20 protein-coding genes are annotated in these 22388 nt (G+C 71.3%); 14 read left to right on the top strand and 6 right to left on the bottom strand.

Translation table 11 applies throughout. The features are described from left to right. Together IQ210_RS38020 and IQ210_RS38015 are read left to right on the top strand one after the other, a co-directional pair. The coding region (locus IQ210_RS38020) for a glycerol-3-phosphate dehydrogenase/oxidase (protein ID WP_194083805.1) at positions 1 to 1414 on the top strand (1414 nt) is incomplete at its 5' end. A gap of 163 nt (positions 1415 to 1577) precedes the next feature. Continuing rightward, entirely contained in the window at positions 1578 to 2126 is a 549-nt protein-coding gene (locus IQ210_RS38015) for an SMI1/KNR4 family protein (protein WP_194083804.1), read from the top strand. Here the strand turns inward: IQ210_RS38015 and mtnK are convergent. Genes mtnK through IQ210_RS37995 form a run of 4 tightly spaced genes read right to left on the bottom strand, consistent with a single transcriptional unit; the run spans position 2115 to position 6987 of the window. Continuing rightward, the gene (gene mtnK, locus IQ210_RS38010; RefSeq protein ID WP_194083803.1) at positions 2115 to 3287 is read right to left on the bottom strand and encodes an S-methyl-5-thioribose kinase; all 1173 of its coding nucleotides are present in this window, start codon (positions 3285 to 3287) and stop codon (positions 2115 to 2117) included. The genes IQ210_RS38015 and mtnK overlap by 12 nt on opposite strands. 11 nt (positions 3288 to 3298) lie before the next feature. After that, the gene (locus tag IQ210_RS38005) at positions 3299 to 4342 is read right to left on the bottom strand and encodes an ABC transporter permease (RefSeq protein WP_194083802.1); all 1044 of its coding nucleotides are present in this window, start codon (positions 4340 to 4342) and stop codon (positions 3299 to 3301) included. A gap of 34 nt (positions 4343 to 4376) precedes the next feature. Further along, positions 4377 to 5897, bottom strand: a complete 1521-nt coding sequence (locus IQ210_RS38000) for a sugar ABC transporter ATP-binding protein (RefSeq protein ID WP_194083801.1) — start codon at positions 5895 to 5897, stop codon at positions 4377 to 4379. After that, the gene (locus IQ210_RS37995) at positions 5884 to 6987 is read right to left on the bottom strand and encodes a substrate-binding domain-containing protein (protein WP_194083800.1); all 1104 of its coding nucleotides are present in this window, start codon (positions 6985 to 6987) and stop codon (positions 5884 to 5886) included. Before IQ210_RS37995 ends, IQ210_RS38000 begins: the two co-directional genes overlap by 14 nt. Before the next feature lie 520 nt (positions 6988 to 7507). Between IQ210_RS37995 and IQ210_RS37990 the strand changes: the two genes are divergently transcribed. From IQ210_RS37990 to mtnB, 3 genes are read left to right on the top strand one after another with little or no spacing between them, the layout of a single operon-like run. After that, positions 7508 to 8107 carry a 1,2-dihydroxy-3-keto-5-methylthiopentene dioxygenase gene (locus IQ210_RS37990; protein WP_194083799.1) on the top strand — a complete coding sequence of 200 codons (600 nt, stop codon included), beginning with the start codon at positions 7508 to 7510 and terminating at the stop codon, positions 8105 to 8107. Continuing rightward, positions 8104 to 8841 (top strand): acireductone synthase, encoded by a 738-nt coding sequence (gene mtnC / locus IQ210_RS37985; protein WP_194083798.1) that lies wholly within the window; start codon positions 8104 to 8106, stop codon positions 8839 to 8841. The genes IQ210_RS37990 and mtnC overlap by 4 nt, the downstream gene beginning before the upstream one ends. Then, positions 8838 to 9446, top strand: a complete 609-nt coding sequence (gene mtnB, locus IQ210_RS37980; RefSeq protein WP_194083797.1) for a methylthioribulose 1-phosphate dehydratase — start codon at positions 8838 to 8840, stop codon at positions 9444 to 9446. Before mtnC ends, mtnB begins: the two co-directional genes overlap by 4 nt. Before the next feature lie 55 nt (positions 9447 to 9501). On the opposite strand, the gene mtnA is transcribed toward mtnB, so the two are convergent. After that, a complete protein-coding gene (mtnA, locus tag IQ210_RS37975; RefSeq protein ID WP_194083796.1) occupies positions 9502 to 10533 on the bottom strand; it encodes an S-methyl-5-thioribose-1-phosphate isomerase in 1032 nt (343 codons plus the stop codon). Between the two features lie 293 nt (positions 10534 to 10826). On the opposite strand from mtnA, the gene IQ210_RS37970 reads away from it, so the two are divergent. The 8 genes from IQ210_RS37970 (at position 10827) to IQ210_RS37935 (ending at position 19371) form a co-directional block, all read left to right on the top strand. Next, positions 10827 to 11876, top strand: coding sequence for a BMP family ABC transporter substrate-binding protein (locus tag IQ210_RS37970; protein WP_194083795.1), 1050 nt, complete (start codon positions 10827 to 10829; stop codon positions 11874 to 11876). Further along, complete coding sequence (locus IQ210_RS37965) at positions 11857 to 13389, top strand: ABC transporter ATP-binding protein (RefSeq protein ID WP_194083794.1); 1533 nt, start codon at positions 11857 to 11859, stop codon at positions 13387 to 13389. Before IQ210_RS37970 ends, IQ210_RS37965 begins: the two co-directional genes overlap by 20 nt. A gap of 1 nt (position 13390) precedes the next feature. Next, the gene (locus IQ210_RS37960; protein ID WP_194083793.1) at positions 13391 to 14431 is read left to right on the top strand and encodes an ABC transporter permease; all 1041 of its coding nucleotides are present in this window, start codon (positions 13391 to 13393) and stop codon (positions 14429 to 14431) included. Continuing rightward, a complete protein-coding gene (locus IQ210_RS37955; RefSeq protein ID WP_194083792.1) occupies positions 14431 to 15303 on the top strand; it encodes an ABC transporter permease in 873 nt (290 codons plus the stop codon). The genes IQ210_RS37960 and IQ210_RS37955 overlap by 1 nt, the downstream gene beginning before the upstream one ends. After that, on the top strand, positions 15300 to 16052 hold the full coding sequence (locus IQ210_RS37950; protein WP_194083791.1) for a nucleoside phosphorylase: 753 nt from the start codon (positions 15300 to 15302) through the stop codon (positions 16050 to 16052). The genes IQ210_RS37955 and IQ210_RS37950 overlap by 4 nt, the downstream gene beginning before the upstream one ends. Beyond that, a complete protein-coding gene (locus IQ210_RS37945) occupies positions 16049 to 17344 on the top strand; it encodes an amidohydrolase (RefSeq protein ID WP_194083790.1) in 1296 nt (431 codons plus the stop codon). The genes IQ210_RS37950 and IQ210_RS37945 overlap by 4 nt, the downstream gene beginning before the upstream one ends. Before the next feature lie 109 nt (positions 17345 to 17453). Further along, on the top strand, positions 17454 to 18125 hold the full coding sequence (locus IQ210_RS37940; RefSeq protein ID WP_194083789.1) for a FadR/GntR family transcriptional regulator: 672 nt from the start codon (positions 17454 to 17456) through the stop codon (positions 18123 to 18125). 226 nt (positions 18126 to 18351) lie between these two features. After that, a complete protein-coding gene (locus IQ210_RS37935) occupies positions 18352 to 19371 on the top strand; it encodes a PAC2 family protein (protein ID WP_194083788.1) in 1020 nt (339 codons plus the stop codon). 45 nt (positions 19372 to 19416) lie between these two features. On the opposite strand, the gene IQ210_RS37930 is transcribed toward IQ210_RS37935, so the two are convergent. Further along, complete coding sequence (locus IQ210_RS37930; RefSeq protein ID WP_194083787.1) at positions 19417 to 20370, bottom strand: SMP-30/gluconolactonase/LRE family protein; 954 nt, start codon at positions 20368 to 20370, stop codon at positions 19417 to 19419. A gap of 274 nt (positions 20371 to 20644) precedes the next feature. Here IQ210_RS37930 and IQ210_RS37925 point away from each other — a divergent pair, with 274 nt between their 5' ends. Beyond that, positions 20645 to 22375, top strand: a complete 1731-nt coding sequence (locus tag IQ210_RS37925) for a S8 family peptidase (protein ID WP_194083786.1) — start codon at positions 20645 to 20647, stop codon at positions 22373 to 22375. Positions 22376 to 22388 lie beyond the last annotated feature (13 nt).

The raw sequence follows: 22388 nt of genomic DNA, 5'->3' as shown, positions 1-22388 counted from the left end.
TGACTTCGCCGGCGCCACCTCCTCCGCCTCCTCCAAGCTGCTCCACGGCGGTCTGCGCTACTTGCAGACCGGCGCGGTGAAGCTGGTGGCGGAGAACCACTTCGAGCGCCGTGCGGTGTCTCGCCAGGTGGCTCCCCACCTGGCGAACCCGCTCACGTTCTACCTGCCCGTGTACAAGGGCGGGCCGCACGGCGCCGCGAAGCTCGGGGCAGGCGTCTTCGCCTACTCCGCGCTCTCCGCGTTCGGTGACGGCGTCGGTCACCTCCTGTCCCCCGCGAAGGCGGCGCAGGACGTGCCCGAGCTGCGCACCGACAATCTCAAGGCCGTCGCGGTCTACGGCGACGACCAGATGAACGACGCCCGCATGGCGCTGATGACGGTCCGTGCGGCCGTCGAGGCGGGCGCGGTCGTCCTGAACCACGCCGAGGTGACCGGGCTGCGGTTCACCCAGGGCCGGGTGACGGGCGCCGAGCTGCGCGACCGGCTGTCCGGCGACGAGTTCGGCGTGAACGCCCGGCTCGTGCTGAACGCGACCGGCCCGTGGGTCGACCACCTGCGCAAGATGGAGGACCCGAACGCGGCGCCCTCCATCCGGCTCTCCAAGGGCGCGCACCTGGTCCTGAAGCGCACCTCCCCCTGGAAGGCCGCGCTGGCCACGCCGATCGACAAGTACCGCATCACGTTCGCCCTGCCCTGGGAGGACATGCTGCTGCTGGGCACCACGGACGAGGAGTTCGAGGGCGACCCGGCGGACGTCAAGGTCACCGAGAAGGACACCGCGCAGATCCTGGACGAGGCCGCGTTCTCCATCCGGGACCAGCAGCTCGACCGTGACCTCATCACGTACGCCTTCGCAGGTCTGCGCGTGCTGCCGGGCGGGCCCGGCGACACCGCCAAGGCCAAGCGCGAGACCGTCGTGACCGAGGGCAAGGGCGGCATGCTGTCCGTCGCGGGCGGCAAGTGGACGACGTTCCGGCACATCGGCCGTACGGTCATGCAGAAGCTGGAGGCGCTGCCGGGCGCTCCGCTGGGCGACGACTTCGAGCCCATCGCGTCCCTGCCGAAGAAGCTCCCGCTGCCCGGTGTCGCCAACCCGCGCGCGGTCGCGCACCGGCTGCTGGTCGACAACCCGGCGCCGGGTCCGCGCATGGCCGCCGACACGGCGAAGCACCTGGCCACCCACTACGGCTCCCTCGCCTTCGACATCGCCCGCCTGGCGAACGAGAACCCGGAGCTGGGCGAGCGCGTCCACCCCGACGCCCCCGAGATCTGGGCGCAGGTCGTGTACGCCCGTGACACCGAGTGGGCCGAGACGGCGGACGACGTGCTGCGCCGCCGTACGACGCTGACGATCCGGGGCCTGGCGACGGACGACGTCCGGGCGAAGGTGCAGGACCTGCTCGACAAGAAGTAGGCGCTACGACTCGAAGGGCGCGGTTCCTCCTGACGGGAGCCGACCTGACCGAGACCCGGCCCTCCTCCCCTATGGGGCCGGTACGCGAGAGGGGCGACTCCACGCCGATGGAGCCGCCCCTTTCGCATGCCGCGTTGTCAGTGGCGGCTGTTTTCATGGGCGCATGAACATCGAACGGGCCGTCCCCGAGGAACTCGCCGCGCTGCGCGAGGCGTTCGCCGTGGATGAGGAGGGTGCCTCGGCGCTGGGGTGGGAGGCGGTGCGCGCCTTCGAGGCGGAGCACAGCGTGACGTTGCCGGAGCCGTACCGGACCTTCGTGGCGGAGGTGTCGGACGGGTCGTTCCAAGGGCCGCCGGAGTACGGGCTGGTGGGGCTGGCCGAGAGCGCCAAGGGACAGGATCTGGGCCGTCCCTTTCCCCTCGCCGAGCCCTGGATATGGGAGGACGACGACGGGGGCCACGAGGACCCCGACGCCGTCGTCGAGCAGGTCGTCCACCAGGGTTCGCTCAACCTCGGCACGGACGGCTGCGGCATGGACTGGCACCTGGTCGTCAGTGGCCCCCACCGGGGTCACATATGGCACGTCACCGATGTGGGTGCCCTGCCGTTCGGCGCAGAGTTCGGTCATACGACCGCCGCGCCCGGCTTCGCCGGCTGGGTGCGGCACTGGGCCGCCGGCAAGGAGTGGTTCGACGCCGAGTCAGCCGAGTGAGGCGACGGCCTCGCGTACGGCGGCCACGTCCCGCAACTCCTCGCGGCGCACGATCAGTTCACGGCCCAGCAGCAGCGCCCTCCGGGACGCCGGTGCCGGGTCCGGGAGGGTCGTCAGGTCGGTCAGGTGGGCGAAGCCGATGATGCGGCGGACGATCTCCGTGCCCGCGTAGCCGACCGACTCCGTCCAGACCCGGCGCAGGAAGCGGTCCAGGTAGGCGTCGTCGAAGAAGGTGTCGACACGGGTCGGCCAGAGGCGACGGAACTCCGTCTCGAACGCCTCCCAGGACAGCCGGAGTTGGTCCGCGTGGTCGGACAACGTGCCCAGTGCCCGCGCCCGTTCCTCCGACACCAGTACGTTGGCCCAGTAGAGGCCGAGGTCGTAGCCGATCGGGCCGACGAAGGAGAACTCGGGGTCGAAGACCCGCACGACCGGGGCGCCTTCGCGGTCGCCGACCATGATGCTGCCGGTGTGCAGGTCGCCGTGGAGGAGGGCCTGTGCGCTGGTCATGAAGAGATGCCTGAGGTCGGCCACCTCCGTGCGGAGCCTCGCGTCCGCGCGGAACTCCGCCGCCAGGTCGGCGAGGTCCTCGTGCCAGTGGTTGTGCTCGTGCTCGATGTACGGCTCGGAGAGGACCACGTCCTCGGTGATCTTGCACAGCTCGGGGCTGACCGAGGCCGCGATCAGGGCCTTGCGCTCGGCGGAGGGCATGCCGAAGTCACTGGTGGCGAAGGACAGTTGGGCGACGAACTCGCCCACCCGGGCCGAAGTGTTCGGGCCGTACGCCGCGCCTTCGTTGAGGAGCGTGCGCAGGACCTCCAGGTCCGACATGTCCTCCATGACGAGGGCGTAGTTCTCGGGGTCGTAGCCGTGGATCGCCGGGATCTTGTCCGGGGCGACCTTGGCGACCTGGTCGTAGGCGCGGGCCTCGGCGTCGGCGCGGTCCGGGTTCATCGGCCAGGACGGGCCCGCCACGCGGACCCAGGGCAGGGCCTGCTTCACGGCGAGGCTGCGGGTGCCGGCGGGTGAGGTCGCCAGGAAGACGCGGTTCATGTTGCCGTCGGAGACCTCGCGGACGTCCGGGTCGGCGGCCTCGTCCCAGTGGCCGCGCTCGCGCAGGTACGCCGGGATGTCCTCGGTCTCCAGGATGCGGTAACCCATCGTGAACTCCCCTATGCGGTGCGGCGCTTGGACAACGTGAAACTGAAGACCAGGGCGAGGATGAGGACCGCGCCCTCGACGACGTCCTGGGTGTAGTACGGCAGGCCCTTGATGGTCAGGCCGGTGGTGATGATGCCGATCAGGACCGCGCCGAGGGCCGTGCCCCAGACGTTCGGGCGGCCCTTGCCGAGGACGGAGGTGCCGACCAGGGCGACCGCCACGGCCTCCAGGAGCTGCGAGGTGCCGGCGGACACGTCGCCCTGGCCGATGCGGGAGGCCAGGATCAGGCCGCCGACGGAGGCGAGGACGCCGGAGAGGACGTAGGCGAGGGCCCGGTACGCGCCGACGCGGATGCCGGCCAGCCGGGACGCCTCGGGGTTGGCGCCGATGGCGTACAGCACCCGGCCCCAGCGGGTGCGGGCGAGGAAGACCCAGGCGGCGACGGTCAGTCCGCCGAAGACGAGGACCGAGATGGGGATGCCGAGGACCGTGCCCCGGTCGATCTTCAGGAAGCCCTCGGTGAACTTGCCGGGCGCGGTGGTGCCGTCGTCCAGGGTCATGCCGGGGGTGATGGACTGGCCGTCGACCAGGACGAGTTTGAGTCCTTGGACGATGAACAGGGTGCCCAGGGTCGCCAGCATGTCGGGGATCTTCAGGACGACGATCAGCAGGGCGTTGAGCAGACCCACCACGGCGCCCGCAGCGAGCACCGCGACGATCGCAACGGTGCCGATCTGGTTGTAGACGACCATCGTCTGGGCGGCGACCGAGACACCGAGGCCCGCGACCGCGCCGACGGACATGTCCATTCCGCCGACGGCCATGGTGAGGGTGACGCCGAGGCCGAGGATCGCGGCGACGGAGACATAGCGCAGGGTGTCGAGGAGGGTCGCCGACTCGCGGAAGGAGCCCTCACTGAGCGCGAAGTAGAGGAAGAGGGCGACCGTCACGAAGATGAAGCCGTACTTGATGACGGCGTTCTGGACGCGGGCGGCCGGGGTGGCCGTGGTGGACGGGGTCGCCGTCTTCGCCGGGGTGCTCTGGGCTGTGGTCATGGGGTGCTTCCTTCAGCGGCGGCGGGCGCGGGCGTCACACCGACGCCGAGATGGTCTGGATCACGCGGTCGCGTTCCGCGTCCTCGCCGTAGGCGTCGAGGTGGATCTCGCCGGCGGCCAGCACGACGACCCGGTCGGCGACCTCCAGCACCTCGTCGACGTCGGCGGACAGGACGAGCACCGCGGCGCCCTCGGCGGCCAGGGTCCGGGCGCGGCGGCCGATGTCCCGGCGGGCGCCGATGTCCACGCCTCGGAACGGCTCGTCCAGGATGAGGACACGGGGTGTCTCGGCGAGCCAGCGGCCGACGACGACCTTCTGCTGGTTGCCGCCGGACAGCTCCTCGACGGTGCTGTGCTCGTCGCGGGTGACGACACCGAGGGCGGCGATGGTGTCGCGGCCCAGTGCGTCCTCCTTCGCCGTGTTGACGAGGCCGAGCCGGGACAGGGACTTCAGGAACGGCAGCGAGATGTTCTGGGCGAGCGACCAGCCGGGGACGAGGGCGTCGGCGTGCCGGTCCTCGGGGACCAGGTGGATGCCGGCGCGGATGGCGTCGGCCGGCCTGCGGGGCGCGAAGTCCTTGCCGTCGAGCGCGACGGCGCCCGCCGCGAAGGGCTCGGCGCCGAACAGGCCGCGGGCCAGCTCGGTCTTGCCCGCGCCCAACAGGCCGACGACGCCGGTTACTTCGCCCGCACGGACGTCCAGGTCGAGAGGTGTGCGGCCCTCGAAGAGCCGTACCCCGCGCAGGGACAGCGCGACCTCACCGGCAGTGCCTTCGCGCACCGGCCGGGCCGTGGTCGCCTCCTGGGCCTGCGCGAGCATCGCGCGCAGGGCCGCGTCCCAGTCGAAGGGCTTGGCCTGGTCCTCGGTGAGACGGCCGTCCCGCAGGACGACCAACCGGTCGGCGAGGGCGTCGATCTCGCCGAGGCGGTGGGAGACGTAGAGGACGGCGATGCCGTCGTCGCGCATCTTCTCGACGAGGGCGAAGAGGCGTTCCGCCTCGGCCGCCGACAGCGCGGAGGTCGGCTCGTCGAGGATAAGGAGGCGGGGGCGGGTGGCCAGGGCGCGGGCGAGGATGAGCAACTGGCGGTCGGAGATGCCGAGTTCGGTGACGTCTCTCTTCAGCAGTGCGTCGCTCCAGCCCAGTTCCAGGCCGGCCTGGATCTCGCGGGCGCGGGCCAGCAGTTTGGCGCCGTTGAGGAAGGGGTTGCCGCGGCGCTGGGCGAGTTCCTCGAAGACGAGGTTCTCGGCGACCGTGAGGCCGGGCACGATGCCCTCGCCGATGCGCTGGTGCACGGTCTGGATGCCCAACTGCCGGGCGGCCAGCGGCGACTGGAGTGCCGCGGGCTCACCGGCGACCCGCACCTCGCCGCCGTGGTCGGTGTGCACGCCGGACAGGATCTTGATCAGCGTGGACTTGCCGGCGCCGTTCGCGCCGAGCAGCGCGACGACGCTGCCCGGTGCGATGTCCAGCGAGACGGACTCCAGGACCGTCTTGCCGCCGAAGGCCATGCTGACATCGGCCAGGGAAACAGCAGCCGTCTCAGTGGGCGACATTCGAGATCCAGTCCGCGGTCGAGACCTGGGACAGGTTCAGCGCGGGCAGCGCCTCGCGCAGCTGGTCCATGTTCTCGATCTTCTTCTCGCGCAGGAAGTCCTGCGTGATGGCGACGGCCGGGAACTCGACGGAGGTCTTGTTCAGTTGACCGGCGAGTTCGAGGGCGGTGGTGCGGACGACGGCGGCGCCGACCGCGGACGGGTCGGTGCCGGCGGTGGCGACCCAGGGGCTGTCGGCGGCGGTCATCTGCTGGATGTCGGCGTTGGAGACGTCCGCGCCGAAGACCTTCACCTTGTCCTGGAGCTTCTTGTTCTGCACGGCGAGGACGGTGCCCTTGGCGAGCTCGTCGTAGGGGGCGAAGACACCGGCGACGTCGCCGTGCTGGGTGAGCGCGGCGGAGACGAGGGGAACGTTGTCAGTGGCCGTGGAGTCGGTGACCTTGCCGACCTTGAACTCCTGCTTCCAGCCCTGCGCGGCGAGTTCCTTCGTCCACACGGTGTTCCGCTTGTCGAGGGCGGCGTACCCGGCGACGTTGACGTAGCCGACCTTGGCGTCCTTGCCGACCTTCTCGGCCATCACGTCGAGCACGGCCTGGGCCATGCTGGCGTCGTCCTGCTTGGTGGAGACGACGCCCTGGGTGGCCGTCTCGACGTCGTAGACGACGACCTTGATGCCCTTCTTCACGGCCTTGTCGATCTCCGGCTGGATGGTGGCCGGGAAGCCGTGGTCGATGATGATCGCCTTGGCGCCGGAGTTGATGGCCGAGGACAGGTCGGTGGCCTGCTTGGCGTTGTCGGCCTGGGCGTCGTACACGGTCAGGTCGATGCCGAGGGCCTTGGCCTGCGCCTTGGCGCCGTTGCCCCACTGCTCGAAGTAGTCGCCGGCGCCGCTCTGCCGGACCAGGGCGACCTTGACCGCGCCCGCGCTGAACGGGGCGGGCTTCTTGCCGGTGGCGGCCGACGCGGAGGCGGCGGTGTCGCCCGCGTCCTTGGACTTGGAGGCGTCGGTGGACTGCGAGCAGCCGGAGAGCACGAGCGCGGAGAGGGACGCGAGGGAGAGCGCGGCAAGGGGCAGACGGGTGCGGGACATGGTGGGGCTCCAGGTGCGGGGTGGTGCAGAGCGGATGAAGGGGGTGCCGGGCCCGGAGCGCGAGCAGAAAGGGAATGCGCCACCGCGGAAGGAGGGCAGGGCGGAGCTCCGGGAGGGGTCAGCGACAGCTGGCGGTGGTCGTCCGGAGCAGGTCCACGTACAGCCGCCGTACAAGCAGCAGCGTCTTCATACGCAGATCATGAGAACGATTTCAGCCATCCGTCAAAGGCGTGGAAGCGGTTTCTCAGCAGATGAGACAACGACTACGTCACACCCGATTGACCTGACATGCCGGGTTACCATCGCGGGACCGGCACCCGACCCGGCACAGTGAGGCCCCGATGACGACACCCCGCGCGAACGCGCTGCGTATGCCCTGCATGCGCCGCTGTTGTCGTGCGCTGTGTCGCGGCTGACCGACTGTCCCGCCGCGTTTCGCCGCCGTCCCTCTTCCTCCCCCGCCCGTCCGGTGCTTGTCTCGGTATCCGGACTTTCCTTCCAGACTCCTGGAGTTGTTCCCATGACGCTGCTGACCACCTGGTCCGAGTCCGGCCCCGAGACGCAGGTCCGCCGCACCTCGGACCCCGCCGAGATCGCCGAGGCGCTCAAGCCGCTCGGTGTGCGCTACGAGCAGTGGCCGATCCGCGAGGACGTGCCCTTCGACGCCGACAGCGACACGGTGTTCGCCGCGTACGGCCCGGAGATCGAGAAGCTGAACGCCGAGGAGGGCTTCACCACCGTCGACGTCCTCGGCCTCCACCCCAGCGACGACCCGGAGTTCCCGGCGAAGGCGAAGGCCGCGCGCGAGAAGTTCCTCCAGGAGCACACGCACGACGACGATGACGAGGTCCGCTTCTTCGTCTCCGGCTCCGGCATCTTCTACCTGCACGTGAACGGCGAGGTGCACGCGGTCTTCTGCGAGAAGGGCGACCTGCTGGGCGTGCCGCGCGGCACCACCCACTGGTTCGACATGGGCACCAGCCCGTCGTTCACCGCGATCCGTTTCTTCCACGAGGAGGACGGCTGGATCGGCAACTTCACCGGTTCGACGATCGCGTCCCGCTTCCCGGACTACGACACGATCGCGGCGGGCTACGAGGCGGACAAGGCCTCCGCATGAGCCTGGTGTACGACGTGGACGCCGTGGTGCTCGACATCGAGGGCACCACGAGCGCCACGGGCTTCGTCGTCGACGTCCTCTACCCGTACTCCCGCTCACGTTTCGGAGCACTGCTCTCCGAGCGGAGCGGTGATCCGGACGTCCAGCGGGCCGTCGCCCAGGTCCGCGAGGAACTCGGCGACCCGGACGCGGACGCGGCGGCCGTCGAGAAGGCCCTCAACGCCTGGCTCGACGAGGACCGCAAGGCCACCCCGCTGAAGACCCTCCAGGGCATCATCTGGTCCGAGGGCTTTACCCGCGGCGACCTCGTCTCGCACTTCTATCACGACGTCGTACCGCAGCTGCGCGCCTGGCACGAGGCGGGGCTGCGGCTGTACGTCTACTCGTCCGGGTCGGTGGCCGCGCAGCGGGCGTGGTTCACCAACAGCCCGGAGGGCGACCTGACGTCCCTCGTCTCGGGGCTGTACGACACCGAGAACGCGGGGCCCAAGCAGGAGCCGGAGTCCTACCGCCGTATCGCGGCGGCGACCGGCGTCGCGCCGTCCAGGCTCCTCTTCCTCTCCGACCGCCCCGGCGAGCTGGACGCGGCCCGCGCGGCCGGCTGGCACGCGGTCGGCGTCCGGCGGCCCGGGGAGCCGTACTACGAGCAAGGCGTCGGCGACCACGCGCAGGCGGGGACGTTCGACGAGATCACCGTCAGCACCACCACAGGCACCACCGGGAGCACCGCATGACCGCCGAGATCAGCGCACTCGACCTGGAGGAGGCGGGGGCGGTCCTCGCCGCCGAGTCCGCCCGCTTCGCCTCCTTCGGCTGGATGCGGGGCACCTCCGGCAACCTGTCCGTGGTGCTCACCCGCGACCCGCTGCGGCTCGCGGTCACCGCGAGCGGCCACGACAAGGGCGAACTGACGCCCGCGGACGTGGTGTTGGTGGACGGGCAGGGCGCCGCAGTGCAGGGCGGCAAGCCGTCCGCCGAGGCCGAGCTGCACGCGCGGGTCGCCGCGCTGACCGGGGCCGGGGCCGTCGTCCACGTCCACACGGTGGCATCTGTGGCCATGGGGCGGCGCGAGCCGGGCGGGATCGTGTTCAAGGACCTGGAGATGCTGAAGGGCGTCGGGCAGCCCGCGCACGACGTCGAGGTGACACTGCCGGTCATCGCCAACAGCCAGGACATGAAGGTGCTCGGGGACCGGCTGGAGGCGGCGCGGGATCCGCGGATGCCCGCGGTGGTCGTGGCCGGGCACGGGCTGTACGTGTGGGGAGCCGATCCGCGTCAGGCGCGGCACCACACCGAAGTGGTGGAGTGGCTGCTGGAGTTGGAGCTTTCGCAGCGCTGACCTGAAGGACAAGGGACCCCCGAGCTCGGGGGTCCCTTTCTTGTTACCAAAGGCTCTACTTCAGGTGATCGCCCGGCAGTTGACCGGCGGACACCTCCAGCACGCCCCGCTCCGTCACCAGCCCCGTCACCAGCCGCCCCGGCGTCACGTCGAACGCGGGGTTGTGGCCGCGCGACTCGGCGGGCGCCGTCCGCACCCCGCCCCACTCCAACACCTCATCCTCACCGCGGAGTTCGATGTGGATGTCGTCGCCGGTTTTGGTGGCGAGGTCGACCGTCGTCGTCGGCGCGGCCACCAGGAACGGGATGCCCGCGTCGGCGCAGGCGAGCGCGACGCCCACCGTGCCGACCTTGTTGGCGGTGTCGCCGTTGGCCGCGATGCGGTCCGCGCCGACGATCGCCGCGTCGACCTCGCCGCGCAGGACGGTGCCGGCGGCGGCCCCGTCGGCCTGGACGTAGTGCGGTATGCCCTCCTGGACCAACTCCCAGGCGGTGAGCCGCGATCCCTGGAGCAGCGGGCGCGTCTCGTCGGCGTACACGACCTCCAGGCGTCCGCGCGCGTGGAGTTCGCGGATGACGCCGAGTGCCGTGCCCCAGCCGGCGGTCGCGAGGGCGCCGGTGTTGCAGTGGGTCAGGATGCGCAACGGCCGGTCCTCGCCGACCAGTTCGAGCAGCCAGTCGGCGCCGAAGGCACCCATCGCGCGGTTCGCCTCGACGTCCTCGCGCTGGACGGCGGCGGCCTCCTCCAGCACCGCGTCGAGGCCCTCGTCGAAGCGGGTCATGACGCGGTCCACGCACACCATGAGGTTGACGGCCGTGGGGCGGGCCTCGCGGACGCGGGCGACGGCCGCGCGTACCTCCTCCACCGACCAGCCCTCGCGCTCCCCCTCGATGAGCGCGAGCGCGACACCGTACGCGCCCGCCGCCCCGATGGCCGGCGCGCCGCGCACCACGAGGCGCTGGATCGCGTCGACCAGAGTGTCCACATCGCGGACATCCATGGTCGCGGTGCGCTGCGGCAGCAGGGTCTGGTCGATGAGGGCGAGGCTCTCCCCGGTCCACTCGACCGCGCGCAATTCCTGGGGCATATCGGGACACTCCTGATGTTCCGGTGGTCTCCGCCACCGTACATGACCTGCACGAACCATAGTTCGAGACAGTCGAGCAGGTGTCCAGAAACGAATGCTACTGTCCAGCGATCAGTCCGCAGACCGAGACGAAGGAGGAAAGCCCGTGCTGCTGACCAAGCGCCGTTTCCTCGACTTCGGCCGGTGTGCCGGCGACGGCTGTCGACGCTGACCCCCGTCCCCGCAGCGTCCCCCATCCACCCTCACGCGCTCCCGACGGAGCGCGCATCGCCGTATCCGGAAGGTCTCCCTCGATGCTCCGCAGATCCCGCCGTACCCTCCAGGTCGCCGCCGCCACCGCGCTGATGGTCACCGCGGCCACCGCCTGCAACGCCGCCGCGAAGAACGACTCCGGCAGCGCGAGCGCGGGCAGCGACACGTCGTTCACGCTGGTCACCCCGGACGCCGTGGGCCAGAACGAGTTCCTGAAGCTCGCCGTCAGCGGCATCGAGTCCGCGGCGAAGAAGCACGACGGCTCGCAGAAGGTCTACGAGTCCACCGACACCGCCTCCCAGCAGCAGAACGTGCAGGCCGCGGTCGACGCCAAGCCGGACGTCATCGTGCTGGTCGGCTTCGAGTTCGCCGACATCGTCGCCCAGCAGGCCGAGAAGAACCCGAAGCAGCAGTTCCTGATCATCGACGCCTGCACCACGAAGACCTTCAAGAACGTGAGTTGCGCCGTCTTCCGTGAGCACGAGGGCGTCTACCTCGCAGGCGCCGAGGCGGGCCTGCTCAGCAAGTCGGGCAAGGTCGGCGCGGTCGACGTCCTCGACACGCCCCAGTTCCGCCGCTACAGCGACCCGTTCGCGGCCGGCGCCAAGAAGGTCGCGCCGAAGACCACGACGGACACGCGCTTCGTCGGCGGCCAGTCGCCGTTCGACGACTCGGCCCGCGCCAAGGAGCAGGCGGGCACCCTGCTCGCCAAGGGCTACGACCAGCTCATGGCGGCCGCGGCGGCCGGCAACTACGGCGTCTTCGAGGCCGCCAAGGCCAAGGGCGCCTACGCGTACGGCGTCGACGTCAACCAGTGCACCGCGGCGCCCGGCACGGTCGTCGACAACGTGATCAAGCGCACCGACGTGGCCGTGGAGAAGGGCATCGAGTCGGTGCTCGACGGCAAGGCGGGCACGACCGTCTCGTACGGCCTCAAGGAGGGCGGCATCAGCCTGACCGGCCTGGAGGACGGCGTCGAGACGTCGAAGTGCGTCATCGCCGACCACACGGACGTCCTCGCGAAGGTCAAGGAACTGCGCGACCAGATCGTGTCCGGGAAGCTGACGGTCGATGACCCCGCCGCAAGCTGATCCGGCGGTCGAGCTCCGGGGAATCACCAAGCGGTTCCCCGGCACGCTCGCCAACGACGCCGTCGACCTGACCGTCCGCCGCGGCGAGATCCACGCCCTCATGGGCGAGAACGGCGCGGGCAAGTCCACACTCATGTCGATCCTGTACGGCATGACACGCGCCGACGCCGGATCGGTCCGCGTCGACGGCCGTGAGGCGGACTTCGCCAGCCCCGGCGACGCGATGGCCGCCGGACTCGGCATGGTCCACCAGAGCTTCAAGCTGTTCGACTCGCTGAGCGTGGCCGAGAACGTCGTCTACGCCGCCGAGCCGCGCCGCTTCGGCCTGGTGGACCGGGCCGCGGCCCGCCGTCGGGTGCGTGAACTCGTCGAGGAACACGGTCTGGCCGTGGACCCGGACGCCCGCGTCGGCGACCTGCCGGTCGGTCTGCGCCAGCGCGTCGAGATCCTCAAGCTGCTGCACCGCGGCGCCCGCACGCTGATCCTCGACGAGCCGACGGCGGTGCTCACGCCCGCCGAGGCGGACGCGCTGTTCACCGTCCTCAAGTCGCTGACCGCGCAGGGCCGTACGGTGATCCTCGTCACGCACAAGCTGCGCGAGGTCCTCGAAGGCAGCGACCGCGTGACCGTGCTGCGGGACGGCCGGGTGGTGGCCCGCCTGGTCACCGCGGAGACCTCCGCCGACGAGATCGCGGCCGCGATGACCGGCCGCGCGGTCGAACTCGACCGCATCCACGCCCCGGGGACGCCGGGTGACGTGGTCCTGGGCGTGTCCGGCCTCGCCACCGACGGGGTGCGCGAGGCTTCGCTCACGGTGCGGGCGGGCGAGATCGTCGGCATCGCGGGCGTCGCGGGCAACGGCCAGAGCGAGCTGATCGAGGCGCTGGCCGGACTGCGGCCGACAAGCACCGGGCAAGTGACCCTGCTCGACGCCGATATCACCCACGCCTCGGCCACCGAACGCCGGCTCAAAGGCCTGGCGTATGTCCCGGAAGACCGCCACGCGGTCGGTACGGCCCCTGCCGCGTCCGTCGCCGAGAACCTCGCGATGGGACATCACCGTACGTCGTTGTCGTCCCGCGGGCTGCTGCCCCCGGCCGGAGTCCGGGCGCACGCACGGCAGTTGACCGAACGCTTCGGCATCAAGGCGTCCGCCCCCGAGGTGCCCGCCTCCGCGCTGTCCGGCGGCAATCTCCAGAAGCTCCTCATCGGCCGCGAACTCGCCCATGAGGCACCGCTGTTGCTCGTCGAGCAGCCGACCCGCGGCGTCGACATCGGCGCCATCCAGAACATCCACGACCAGCTGATCGCCTACCGCGACGCCGGTCACGCCGTGCTCCTCGTCTCGGCCGAACTGAGCGAGATCCGGGGCCTGGCGGACCGGGTGCTGGTCATGTACGAGGGCCGGATCACGGCGTCGTACGACAAGGACGAGGCGGACGAACGGACGCTGGGTCTCGCGATGGCGGGCGGCGCCTCAAGGGAAGCCGTCACGGTGGAGGCCGTCGACTGACATGAACAACCGGATACTCGGAGCCCTGCGCTCCCCCATCACCTTCTCCGTGCTCGCGGGCGTCCTCATCGGCGCGCTGTTCCTCGTCGGCACCGGCGCGGACCCGATCGCGTCCTACGAGGCGGTCCTCACCGGCTCGTTGGGCGCCGACGGCATCGGCTCCACGCTGACCACGGGCACCAGCGTGCTCGGCATGGCGCTCGCCCTGGCGATCCCGCTGCGGGCCGGGCTCATCAACCTCGGCGGCGACGGCCAGCTGGTCCTCGGCGGCATCACGGCGGCCGTCACCGGCATCTACTCCCCGCTGCCGGCACCCCTCACCGTCGTCCTCGCCCTCCTCGCGGGCATGGCGGCGGGCGCCGCCTACGCCACCCTCGCCGCCCTGTGCGAGAACCACTTCGGTGTCCCGCTCCTGGTCAGCAGCCTGCTGCTGAGCTACCCGGCGATGTCGCTCGCCTCCTATCTGGCGCGCTACCCGCTCAAGGAGCCCGGCTCCAGCCTGCCGCAGACCCGCGCCCTGCCGGACGGGGTGGCGCTGCCCGCGTTCGGGGACTCCACGGTCACCTGGGGGCTGGTTCTGGTCGTCCTCGCGGCGGCCGCCTACTGGTTCACGGACAAGCGGACGGCGATCGGGTACGAGATCCGTATGACGGGTCTCAACGCGCGCTTCTCCGCCTACGCGGGTGTCGAACGCCGGGGCCTGACCCTGAAGTTGATGTCCGTGTCGGGCGCGACCGCCGGACTCGTGGGCGCCATCGGGGTGTTGAGCTTCCCGTACCGCTTCGTGGACGGCTCGCTGACCGCACCGGGCTACACCTGGACGGGACTCACCGCCGCGCTGCTGGCGACGGCCGCCCCGCTGGGCACGGTCGTCGCGTCCTTCTTCTTCGCCGTCCTCCAGGTCGGCGGCCTGGCGATGGAGCGGACGACGGAGGTGCCGCGCGAGCTGACGCAGGTGCTCCAGGCGATCGTGATCGTGTTCCTCGCGGCCCGACTCAGCTTCCCCAGCCGGTGGTTCAACCGTCGTAAGGAGGCGGTGTGATGTTCTTCGACTCCGATCTCCTGATGTCGGCACTGCGCGCGCTGACCCCGATCCTGCTGGCCGCGCTGGGCGGTGCGATCTGCGAGCGTGCGGGCGTCTTCAACATCGGCCTCGAAGGCATGATGTTGATGGGCTGCTTCACGGCGGTGGCCACGAGCTGGTTCACCGGCAGCCCGTGGCTGGGCGTGCTGGCGGCGGCGCTCGCGGCGGCGGCGTACTCGCTGATCCTCGCGGTGGGGACCGTGACTCTGCGCGGGGACGCGGTCGTTCTCGGCGTCGCCATGAACCTCCTCGCCGTGGGCCTCACCAGCTTCCTGCTGCGTACGGTCTTCGGTGTGCAGGGCACTTTTGACGATCCGTCACTCGCCGGGCTGCCGCTGATCGGCGGCCTGAGCCCGCTCGCCTATCTGTCGTGGGCGGCGGTCGGGGTGGCCGCGGTCATGCTGTCCCGGCATGTGTGGGGGCTCAGGCTGCGCGGGGTCGGCGAGGCGCCGGACGCGGCGGCGACACTCGGGGTGAGCCCCGCGAAGTACAAGTACGCGGCCGTGCTGCTCTCCGGCGTCCTGTGCGGACTGGCCGGTTCCCAACTCGCGCTCGGCAACGTCACGTTGTTCACCGAGAACATGACCGCGGGCCGTGGCTGGATCGCCGTCGTCGCCGTCATGCTCGGCCGCGCCCTGCCGCTGGGCGTCCTGCTCGCCGCGCTGCTCTTCGGCCTCGCCGAGGCGGCCGGCTTCCGCCTCCAGGGCCTCGGTCTGCCCCAACAGGCCACCGACGCCGCGCCGTACGTCGTCACGCTCGGCGCCCTCTTCCTCACCACGGCACGCCGTCGTCGCCGTGTCCGTCCGTCGTCCACCGGAGCCGCCTCATGACACAGGATCTGCTGCCCATCACCCGCATACCCCGCACCGGCCTGCCGGCCCACGCGGTCGTCGTCGGCGACCCGGCGCGCGCCGCGGCCGTCGCCGCGCTGCTCGACGGCGCCGAGGAGGTGTCGTACCACCGCGAATACCGTGTGTTCAGCGGTAGTTGGAAGGGCCTGCCGGTCGTCGTCGCCTCGCACGGGGTGGGCGGGCCGGGCGCGATCCTGCTGTTCCAGGAGCTCGCGGACGCGGGCGTGCGGGTGCTGCTGCGGTTCGGTACGGCGGGTGCGATGAAGCCGGGGATCGCGGACGGCGACCTGGTCATCGCGGAGGCGGCCGTCCGTGACGACGGGGTCACCCAGCAGCTGCTGCCGCCGGAGTACCCGGCGGTCTCCTCCCCCGAGGCCGTCTTCGCGCTCCAGCGCGCGGCCCGCGCCGCCGACGCCCCGCACCATCGCGGGGTCGTCTGGACCCGGGCGGCGTTCCAGCCCGGGCTGCTGCCGCTGTTCTCCTACGACGGGGCCGGCCTCGCCGCCATCGAGATGGAGCTCTCCGCCCTTCTGGTCACGGCGTCGCTGCGCGGGCTCGTCGCGGGTGGCGTGCTGGTGGTGGACGGGGCGAACGCGGACGAGCTGGTGGACGACGAGGGCATCAGCGTCTACGACCCGCACCGTGACGTGGTCGCGGCCGGTGTCGAGAAGGGGGCGGTGGTGTCGCTGGAGGCGCTGCGGCTGCTGGCCGAGGAGTACGGACTGTGAGCATCGATCTGCTGGTGCACGGCGGTGACGTCCTGACCGTCGACGAGGCCGGGACCTTCGTACGGGACGGGGCGGTGGCCGTCCACGAGGGCGAGATCGTCGCGGTCGGTCGGGCCGAGGAGCTGAAAGCGCGATTCACAGCCGCGGAGCGCATTGACGCGGCGGGCTGTCTCGTCCTCCCGGGTCTGGTCAACACGCACACCCACCTCGCGATGACCCTCATGCGCGGTGTCGCCGACGACGTCACCCTTCAGGGCTTCCTGGAGCGGGTGCTGCCCGCCGAGGCCGAGCTGCTGGCGCCGAAGAACGTGGCGGCGGCGGTACGCCTCGCGGTCGCCGAGAGCGTACGGGCCGGGGTGACCTCCGCGCTCGACATGTACTGGTTCCACGAGGCGGCCGAACAGGTGGCGCGCGAGACGGGCTGGCGGCTGCACACCGGGCCGACCTTCATGGACGTACCCGGGCTGTCGGACGCGATCGCGTACGAGGACCGGCTGGAGTGGGCGCGACGGGATCTGGCGGCGCGTGGCCCGGCCCGGCCCGGCCACCGGCCCGTGGTGTTCGCGCACTCGACGTACACCCTCTCCCCCGACCAGCTCGTCGAGATCTTCGCCCTGGCGCGGGAGTTCGGCGCCCTGGTCCACATCCACGCGGCCGAGAACGCCACCGAGGTGGCCACCGTCGAGGTCAAGTACGGCAAGCGCCCTGTGGAGTTGCTGGACTCGCTCGGGCTGCTCGGCGACGACGTGCTGCTCGCGCACGCCGTGGACCTGACCGGCCCGGAGATCGCGGCGCTGGCCCGCACCAGCACCTCGGTCGCCCACTGTCCCGTCTCCAACCTGAAGTTGGGCTGCGGGATCGCGCCGGTGCCGCGGCTGCTGAGCGCCGGGGTGACCGTCGGGCTCGGCACGGACGGGGCCGTCAGCTCCAACACGCTGGACGTGCTCGGGGCGGTGCGGCAGGCGGCGCTCGTGCACAAGGCGGGCGGCGACCCCACCCTCGTCGGCGCCGAACAGGCCGTACGCATGGCGACGATCGAGGGTGCGCGGGCGCTGGGGCTCGCCGACCAGTTGGGCTCGCTGGAGGCGGGCAAGCGCGCCGACCTCGTCGTCCTCGACCTGAACGCCCCGCATCTGCGGCCGCTGCACGACCCGTGGTCGACGCTCGCGTACGCGGCGCACTCGGCGGACGTGCGGGACACCGTGGTCGACGGGCGGGTGCTGATGCGGGACCGGGTGCTCACGACGCTCGACGAGCCGGCCGTGATCTCAGACCTGGAAGCACTGGTCTGACCGTCCTGACCGGGGAATTTCCCCTCCCGAACGGCCCGCCGACCCCCATAATGACGTGAGACATCGGATGTCTCGACGGACATGCGCGTGAACCACAGGGAGGCCGGCCATGGCAGTGACCGACGAGGCGATCGAGAAGATCAAAGGCATGATCGTCTCCGGCGCCCTGCGCCCCGGCGACCGGCTTCCCAAGGAGTCCGAACTCGCCGCGGAACTCGGGCTGTCCCGCAACTCCCTGCGCGAGGCCGTGCGCGCCCTGTCGCTCATCCGCATCCTGGACGTGCGACAGGGCGACGGCACGTACGTGACGAGCCTCGACCCCCAACTCCTCCTGGAGGCCCTGAGTTTCGTCGTCGACTTCCACCGCGACGACACGGTCCTGGAGTTCCTCGCCGTGCGCCGCATCCTGGAGCCAGCCGCGACCGCGATGGCCGCCTCCCGGGTGAGCGAGCAGCAACTGAACGCCCTCTCGGCCCAGTTGGACAGGCTCGGCGACAACCCGTCGGTGGAGGAGCTGGTCGCCTGCGATCTGGACTTCCACCGGGGCATCGTGCAGAGCTCCGGCAACTCGGTGCTCTGTTCCCTCCTCGACGGTCTGTCCGGGCCGACCACCCGGGCCCGGATCTGGCGCGGCCTGACCCAGGAGGACGCCGTCAGCCGCACGCTGCACGAGCACCGCATGATCCTCGCCGCCCTGCGGGACCGGGACGCGGAGGCGGCGCGCTCGTGGGCGACGGTGCACATCGCGAGCGTGGAGCAGTGGCTACGCGCGTCACTGTGACCCCACTCGACCGCCTGTCGTCATCCGACGTCTACCCGGGTCACTGACCGCCTCGCGTGACATCCGTGCAGGGTGATTCGGTACAGCTCGGATGACCGCGGGGTGTTCCGGGGTGGCTAATGGGGCAGTGATGCGTTCACTCCCCCGTGCAAGGGGGCTGCGGACGCCCCCGCTGGACGCCGTAAGGTTGGGGCGTACGGGAGGGCACGTCGGAAGGAGGCACTGGGTGATCGAGCTCGAGGGGGTTCCCGAGCTGATCGACCCGGTCATGGTGGCCGCGTTCGAGGGCTGGAACGATGCCGGCGACGCCGCCTCCACCGCGGTCGCGCATCTGGACAGGGAGTGGAAGGGCGAGGTGTTCGCGGCGCTGGACGCCGAGGACTACTACGACTTCCAGGTGAACCGGCCCACGGTGTGGATGGACGCCGGAGTACGCAAGATCACCTGGCCCACGACGCGGCTGTCCGTGGTCCGGGTCGGCGGCGAGAAACCGCGCGATCTCGTACTGGTCCGAGGTATCGAACCGTCCATGCGCTGGCGCTCGTTCTGCAACGAGCTGCTGGGCTTCGCCCATGAACTGGGCGTGGAGCTGGTCGTGATCCTGGGCGCTCTGCTCGGTGACACCCCGCACACGCGTCCGGTCCCGATCAGCGGGACCACGTCCGATCCGGACCTGGCCCAGCGGATGGACCTGGAGGAGACCAAGTACGAGGGGCCCACGGGCATCGTCGGCGTCCTCCAGGAGGCATGCACGCACGCGGGCGTCCCGGCCGTGTCGCTGTGGGCGGCCGTGCCGCACTACGTGTCGCAGCCGCCGAACCCGAAGGCGACGCTGGCCCTGCTCAACCGGCTGGAGGACCTGATCGACGTCCGTATCCCGCTGGGCGAGCTGGCCGAGGACGCGCGCGCCTGGCAGGTGGGCGTGGACCAGCTGGCTGCGGAGGACACCGAGGTCGCCGAGTACGTGCAGACGCTGGAGGAGGCCCGGGACACCGCCGAGCTGCCGGAGGCGTCGGGCGAGGCGATCGCCCGCGAGTTCGAGCGGTATCTGCGGCGCCGGGACGGCGGCAGCCCGCCGGGCGGGCACGCGACGGAGAGCGGCGACGGCACGTCGTATCTGCGGGACAACCCCAGCGGTCGTACGAGACCGCCGAAGCCGCCGAAGCCGAGCGCGGACACGGACCCCGAGCCGGGTACGGAGGCGGGGGCCGACGGCGAGGACCCGGGAGATTCGTCGGAGGAGTGAGTACGGACAGGGGCGGTGCGCCGGACGCGCACCGCCCTTCGTACGTCACACTCGCGGTACGGCCACCGCGTCGTAGTCCGTCTCCGGTGTCGGAATCTCCACGTCGAAGCGGGCGTTGGGCAGATAGAGCCGGTCGCCCCAGGCCGCGACGGTCGTCGGGATGCGGAAGCGCGGGTCGGTGATCCGGGTGATCGCCGTGCCCTTGGTGCCCGCCGCGTTCAGGTGGAAGACGTCGATGGCGTTCTGCGCCTGCTGGACGACGTAGAAGGTCCGGCCGAGGAGCAACATGCCGTCGCCGTTGGGGAGTTTGGCGCCGCCGAGGTCGACGGCGGTCGCGGCTCCGGTGCGCGGGTCGACCCGCATGAGGGTGCCGCCGTCGGCGAAGCAGTTCACCACCAGCAGGGCGCGGCCGTCGGGGGTGCGCTCGATGCCGTTGGCGGTGAAGTCGGTGCCCTGGACCCAGTCGCCGGACAGGGGCAGGGTCGTCAGGGCCCCGGGCGCGCCGTGCCTGCCCAGGGCCACGCGGTAGAGCTGGGCCTTGAAGGAGTCGGTGAACCAGGCGGCGCCCGGGGTGAGGATCACGTCGTTCACGAAGGTGCCGCCGGTGGCGTACACCTTCTCGATGGCGCCCGAGCGGAGGTCCACCGTGCGGATCTCGCCGCTGTCGCCGCCGGCGAGGAACAGCCTGCCGTGGCCGGTCTTGAGGCCCACGGTGGGATGTCCGGCGCCGAGGCCCTTGCTGACGACGGAGCCGCGGCCGGTGGCGAGGTTCGCCCGGTAGATGTCGCCGTTGGCGAGGGAGCCGAAGTAGGCGAAGGGCTTGCCGCCGATGGTGATGCCCTCGGGCTGGAAGCCGTCGGGCAGCGGGAACTGGTCGGGCCAGTCGGGTTTCGGCGTTTCGGCCGCGTGCGCGGTGCCGCCGAGCAGCGCCGCTCCCGTCAGCGCCGCGGTTGCGGTGAGGAGTCTTCTACGTGCGAAGGAACGTGCTGTGGGTGCCACTGTGCGTCCTTCTGCCAAGGGGCCGGCGATCACCGGCCGAACGGTCAACAGACGCTCTCACCCCATCACATGACCGTCACCTCCGCAGCCTTTGGCCGGATTGCGGCGTGACATCTGTTTCAGGACGGATTGCACGCGTTACCCAATTCAACTTGTTTTCAAACCGAGTTGGCGAACACGGGGTGGACGAGGGGCCGTTCCGGTGCTTGGTTGTCCCCCGGAGGCGCACGACCCGCAACCAGGCACCCGCAAGGACCGAAGGGAGCGGAACCCGATGAGCGACCAGGTACAGCCGGCGCAGGGCCCGGGAGCGTCCGGGCCGGGGCCCGACGGAGCGGGATTCACCTATCGAGGGGCCGAGCAGGAACTGATCGTCGTCGCCCGTCCCGAGGCCCGGCTGCGCGCCGGGGCCGAGGGCGTACGGTCGGCGGCGGGCGCCGACGTCTCGGCCCTCAACATGTTCCTCAGCGACGAACAGCTCACCCTGGAGCCCCTGTTCGGCAGCGAGGAGAGGCTTCAGCAGTCGGCGACGGCGAACGCCGAGAACGTGCCCGACCTCGCGCTGTTCTACCGGGTCCGCGGCGACCGCAGCCGCGCCGAGGAACTGCGCTCGCGGATCGCCGCGCTGCCGGGCATCGACACCGCGTACGTGAAGCCGGGCGCCGTCCCCGCCTCCCTGGGGCAGGTCGGCGAGGAGAGCGGTCGGCTGAAGGAGGGCACCCCGGTCACCCCGGACTTCAGCAGCCGGCAGGGCTATCTGGGCCCGGCCCCCGAGGGGATCGACGCGCACTGGGCCTGGCAGCGGCCCGGCGGCACCGGGCAGGGCGTGACCGTGATCGACGTCGAGGGCTCCTGGCAGCTGGGTCACGAGGACCTGGCCGCCAAGCTGGCCGGTGTCGTGGTCGGCACCCCGCTGACCGACGTGGCCTGGCGCAACCACGGCACCGCGGTGATCGGCGTGATCGGCGGCGACCGCACCGAGTACGGCGTCACAGGCGTCGTACCGGACGCGGTGACCGCGGCCGCGTCCTTCCAGGGCATCGGCACCGCGGCCGCGATCCACGCGGCGGCGGACCGGCTCGGCCCCGGCGACATCGTGCTGATCGAGCTGCACCGCCCGGGCCCGCGGCTGGACTTCGCCGACCGCGACGACCAGAAGGGCTACGTCGCCCTCGAATGGTGGCCGGACGACTTCGCGGCCGTCCGGTACGCCACCGCCAAGGGCGTGCTCGTCGTGGCGGCCGCGGGCAACGGGGCCGAGTCCCTCGACGACGCCGTCTACGAGCGGCGCCCCGACGAATTCCCGGAGTGGTGGCGCAACCCGTTCAACCCGTCCAACCAGTCCTCCGGCGCGGTCCTGGTCGGCGCGGGCGCCCCGCCGCCCGGCACGCACGGCCGCGACCACGGCCCGGACCGCTCCCGGCTCGCGTTCTCCAACTACGGCGCCCGCGTGGACGCCCAGGGCTGGGGCCGCGAGGTCACCACCACCGGCGGCTTCTGGGACCGGCCCGGCGACCTCCAGGGCGGGCCCGAGGAGATCGCCTGGTACACGGACACGTTCTCCGGGACCTCCTCGGCCTCGCCGATGGTGGTCGGCGCCTTGGCCGCGCTCCAGGGCATGCTCAAGGCGGCCGCCCAGGCGCCGATGTCCCCGGAGCGGGCCCGCGCGATGCTCCGGGCGACCGGGTCACCGCAGCAGGACGCGCCGGGCCGGCCCGCGTCCCAGCGGATCGGCAACCGGCCCGACATCAAGGCGGCGGTCACCCATCTGCTGCCGCACGCGGTCGGCTCGGGCCAGGCCGAGCGGTACTGGGACGAGCTGCTGCCGTATCCGCGCGAACTCCCGCCGCGCCTCCGGCTGTTCGTGGCCGGCGGCTGGCGGAACCTGAACCATCCGTCCCCGGAGATCCGCCAGGCGGTGCACTCCGCCTTCGCGGGGGGACGGCCCGACGTCCGCGTGTGGTTCGCGGACGACGAGATCGTCGGCCTGGTCGTGACGGGCTGACGTCGGCACATCC

The sequence above is a fragment of the Streptomyces justiciae genome (assembly GCF_015163075.1).
Taxonomy (GTDB): Bacteria; Actinomycetota; Actinomycetes; order Streptomycetales; family Streptomycetaceae; genus Streptomyces; species Streptomyces justiciae.
The sequence above is the reverse complement of the archived record's forward strand: the minus strand, read 5'-3'. Positions and strand labels throughout refer to the sequence as shown.

What these genes read in the sequence shown, in the direction of transcription:
- mtnK (WP_194083803.1), bottom strand. Translation starts at nt 3,287, where the DNA reads ATGGGTTACCGCATCCTGGAGACCGAGGACATCCCGGCGTACCTGCGC.
- IQ210_RS38005 (WP_194083802.1), bottom strand. Translation starts at nt 4,342, where the DNA reads ATGACCACAGCCCAGAGCACCCCGGCGAAGACGGCGACCCCGTCCACC.
- mtnA (WP_194083796.1), bottom strand. Translation starts at nt 10,533, where the DNA reads ATGCCCCAGGAATTGCGCGCGGTCGAGTGGACCGGGGAGAGCCTCGCC.
- IQ210_RS37965 (WP_194083794.1), top strand. Translation starts at nt 11,857, where the DNA reads ATGACCCCGCCGCAAGCTGATCCGGCGGTCGAGCTCCGGGGAATCACC.
- IQ210_RS37960 (WP_194083793.1), top strand. Translation starts at nt 13,391, where the DNA reads ATGAACAACCGGATACTCGGAGCCCTGCGCTCCCCCATCACCTTCTCC.
- IQ210_RS37950 (WP_194083791.1), top strand. Translation starts at nt 15,300, where the DNA reads ATGACACAGGATCTGCTGCCCATCACCCGCATACCCCGCACCGGCCTG.
- mtnC (WP_194083798.1), top strand. Translation starts at nt 8,104, where the DNA reads ATGAGCCTGGTGTACGACGTGGACGCCGTGGTGCTCGACATCGAGGGC.
- IQ210_RS37925 (WP_194083786.1), top strand. Translation starts at nt 20,645, where the DNA reads ATGAGCGACCAGGTACAGCCGGCGCAGGGCCCGGGAGCGTCCGGGCCG.
- IQ210_RS37990 (WP_194083799.1), top strand. Translation starts at nt 7,508, where the DNA reads ATGACGCTGCTGACCACCTGGTCCGAGTCCGGCCCCGAGACGCAGGTC.
- IQ210_RS38015 (WP_194083804.1), top strand. Translation starts at nt 1,578, where the DNA reads ATGAACATCGAACGGGCCGTCCCCGAGGAACTCGCCGCGCTGCGCGAG.
- IQ210_RS37940 (WP_194083789.1), top strand. Translation starts at nt 17,454, where the DNA reads ATGGCAGTGACCGACGAGGCGATCGAGAAGATCAAAGGCATGATCGTC.
- IQ210_RS37955 (WP_194083792.1), top strand. Translation starts at nt 14,431, where the DNA reads ATGTTCTTCGACTCCGATCTCCTGATGTCGGCACTGCGCGCGCTGACC.
- IQ210_RS37970 (WP_194083795.1), top strand. Translation starts at nt 10,827, where the DNA reads ATGCTCCGCAGATCCCGCCGTACCCTCCAGGTCGCCGCCGCCACCGCG.
- IQ210_RS37995 (WP_194083800.1), bottom strand. Translation starts at nt 6,987, where the DNA reads ATGTCCCGCACCCGTCTGCCCCTTGCCGCGCTCTCCCTCGCGTCCCTC.
- IQ210_RS38000 (WP_194083801.1), bottom strand. Translation starts at nt 5,897, where the DNA reads ATGTCGCCCACTGAGACGGCTGCTGTTTCCCTGGCCGATGTCAGCATG.
- mtnB (WP_194083797.1), top strand. Translation starts at nt 8,838, where the DNA reads ATGACCGCCGAGATCAGCGCACTCGACCTGGAGGAGGCGGGGGCGGTC.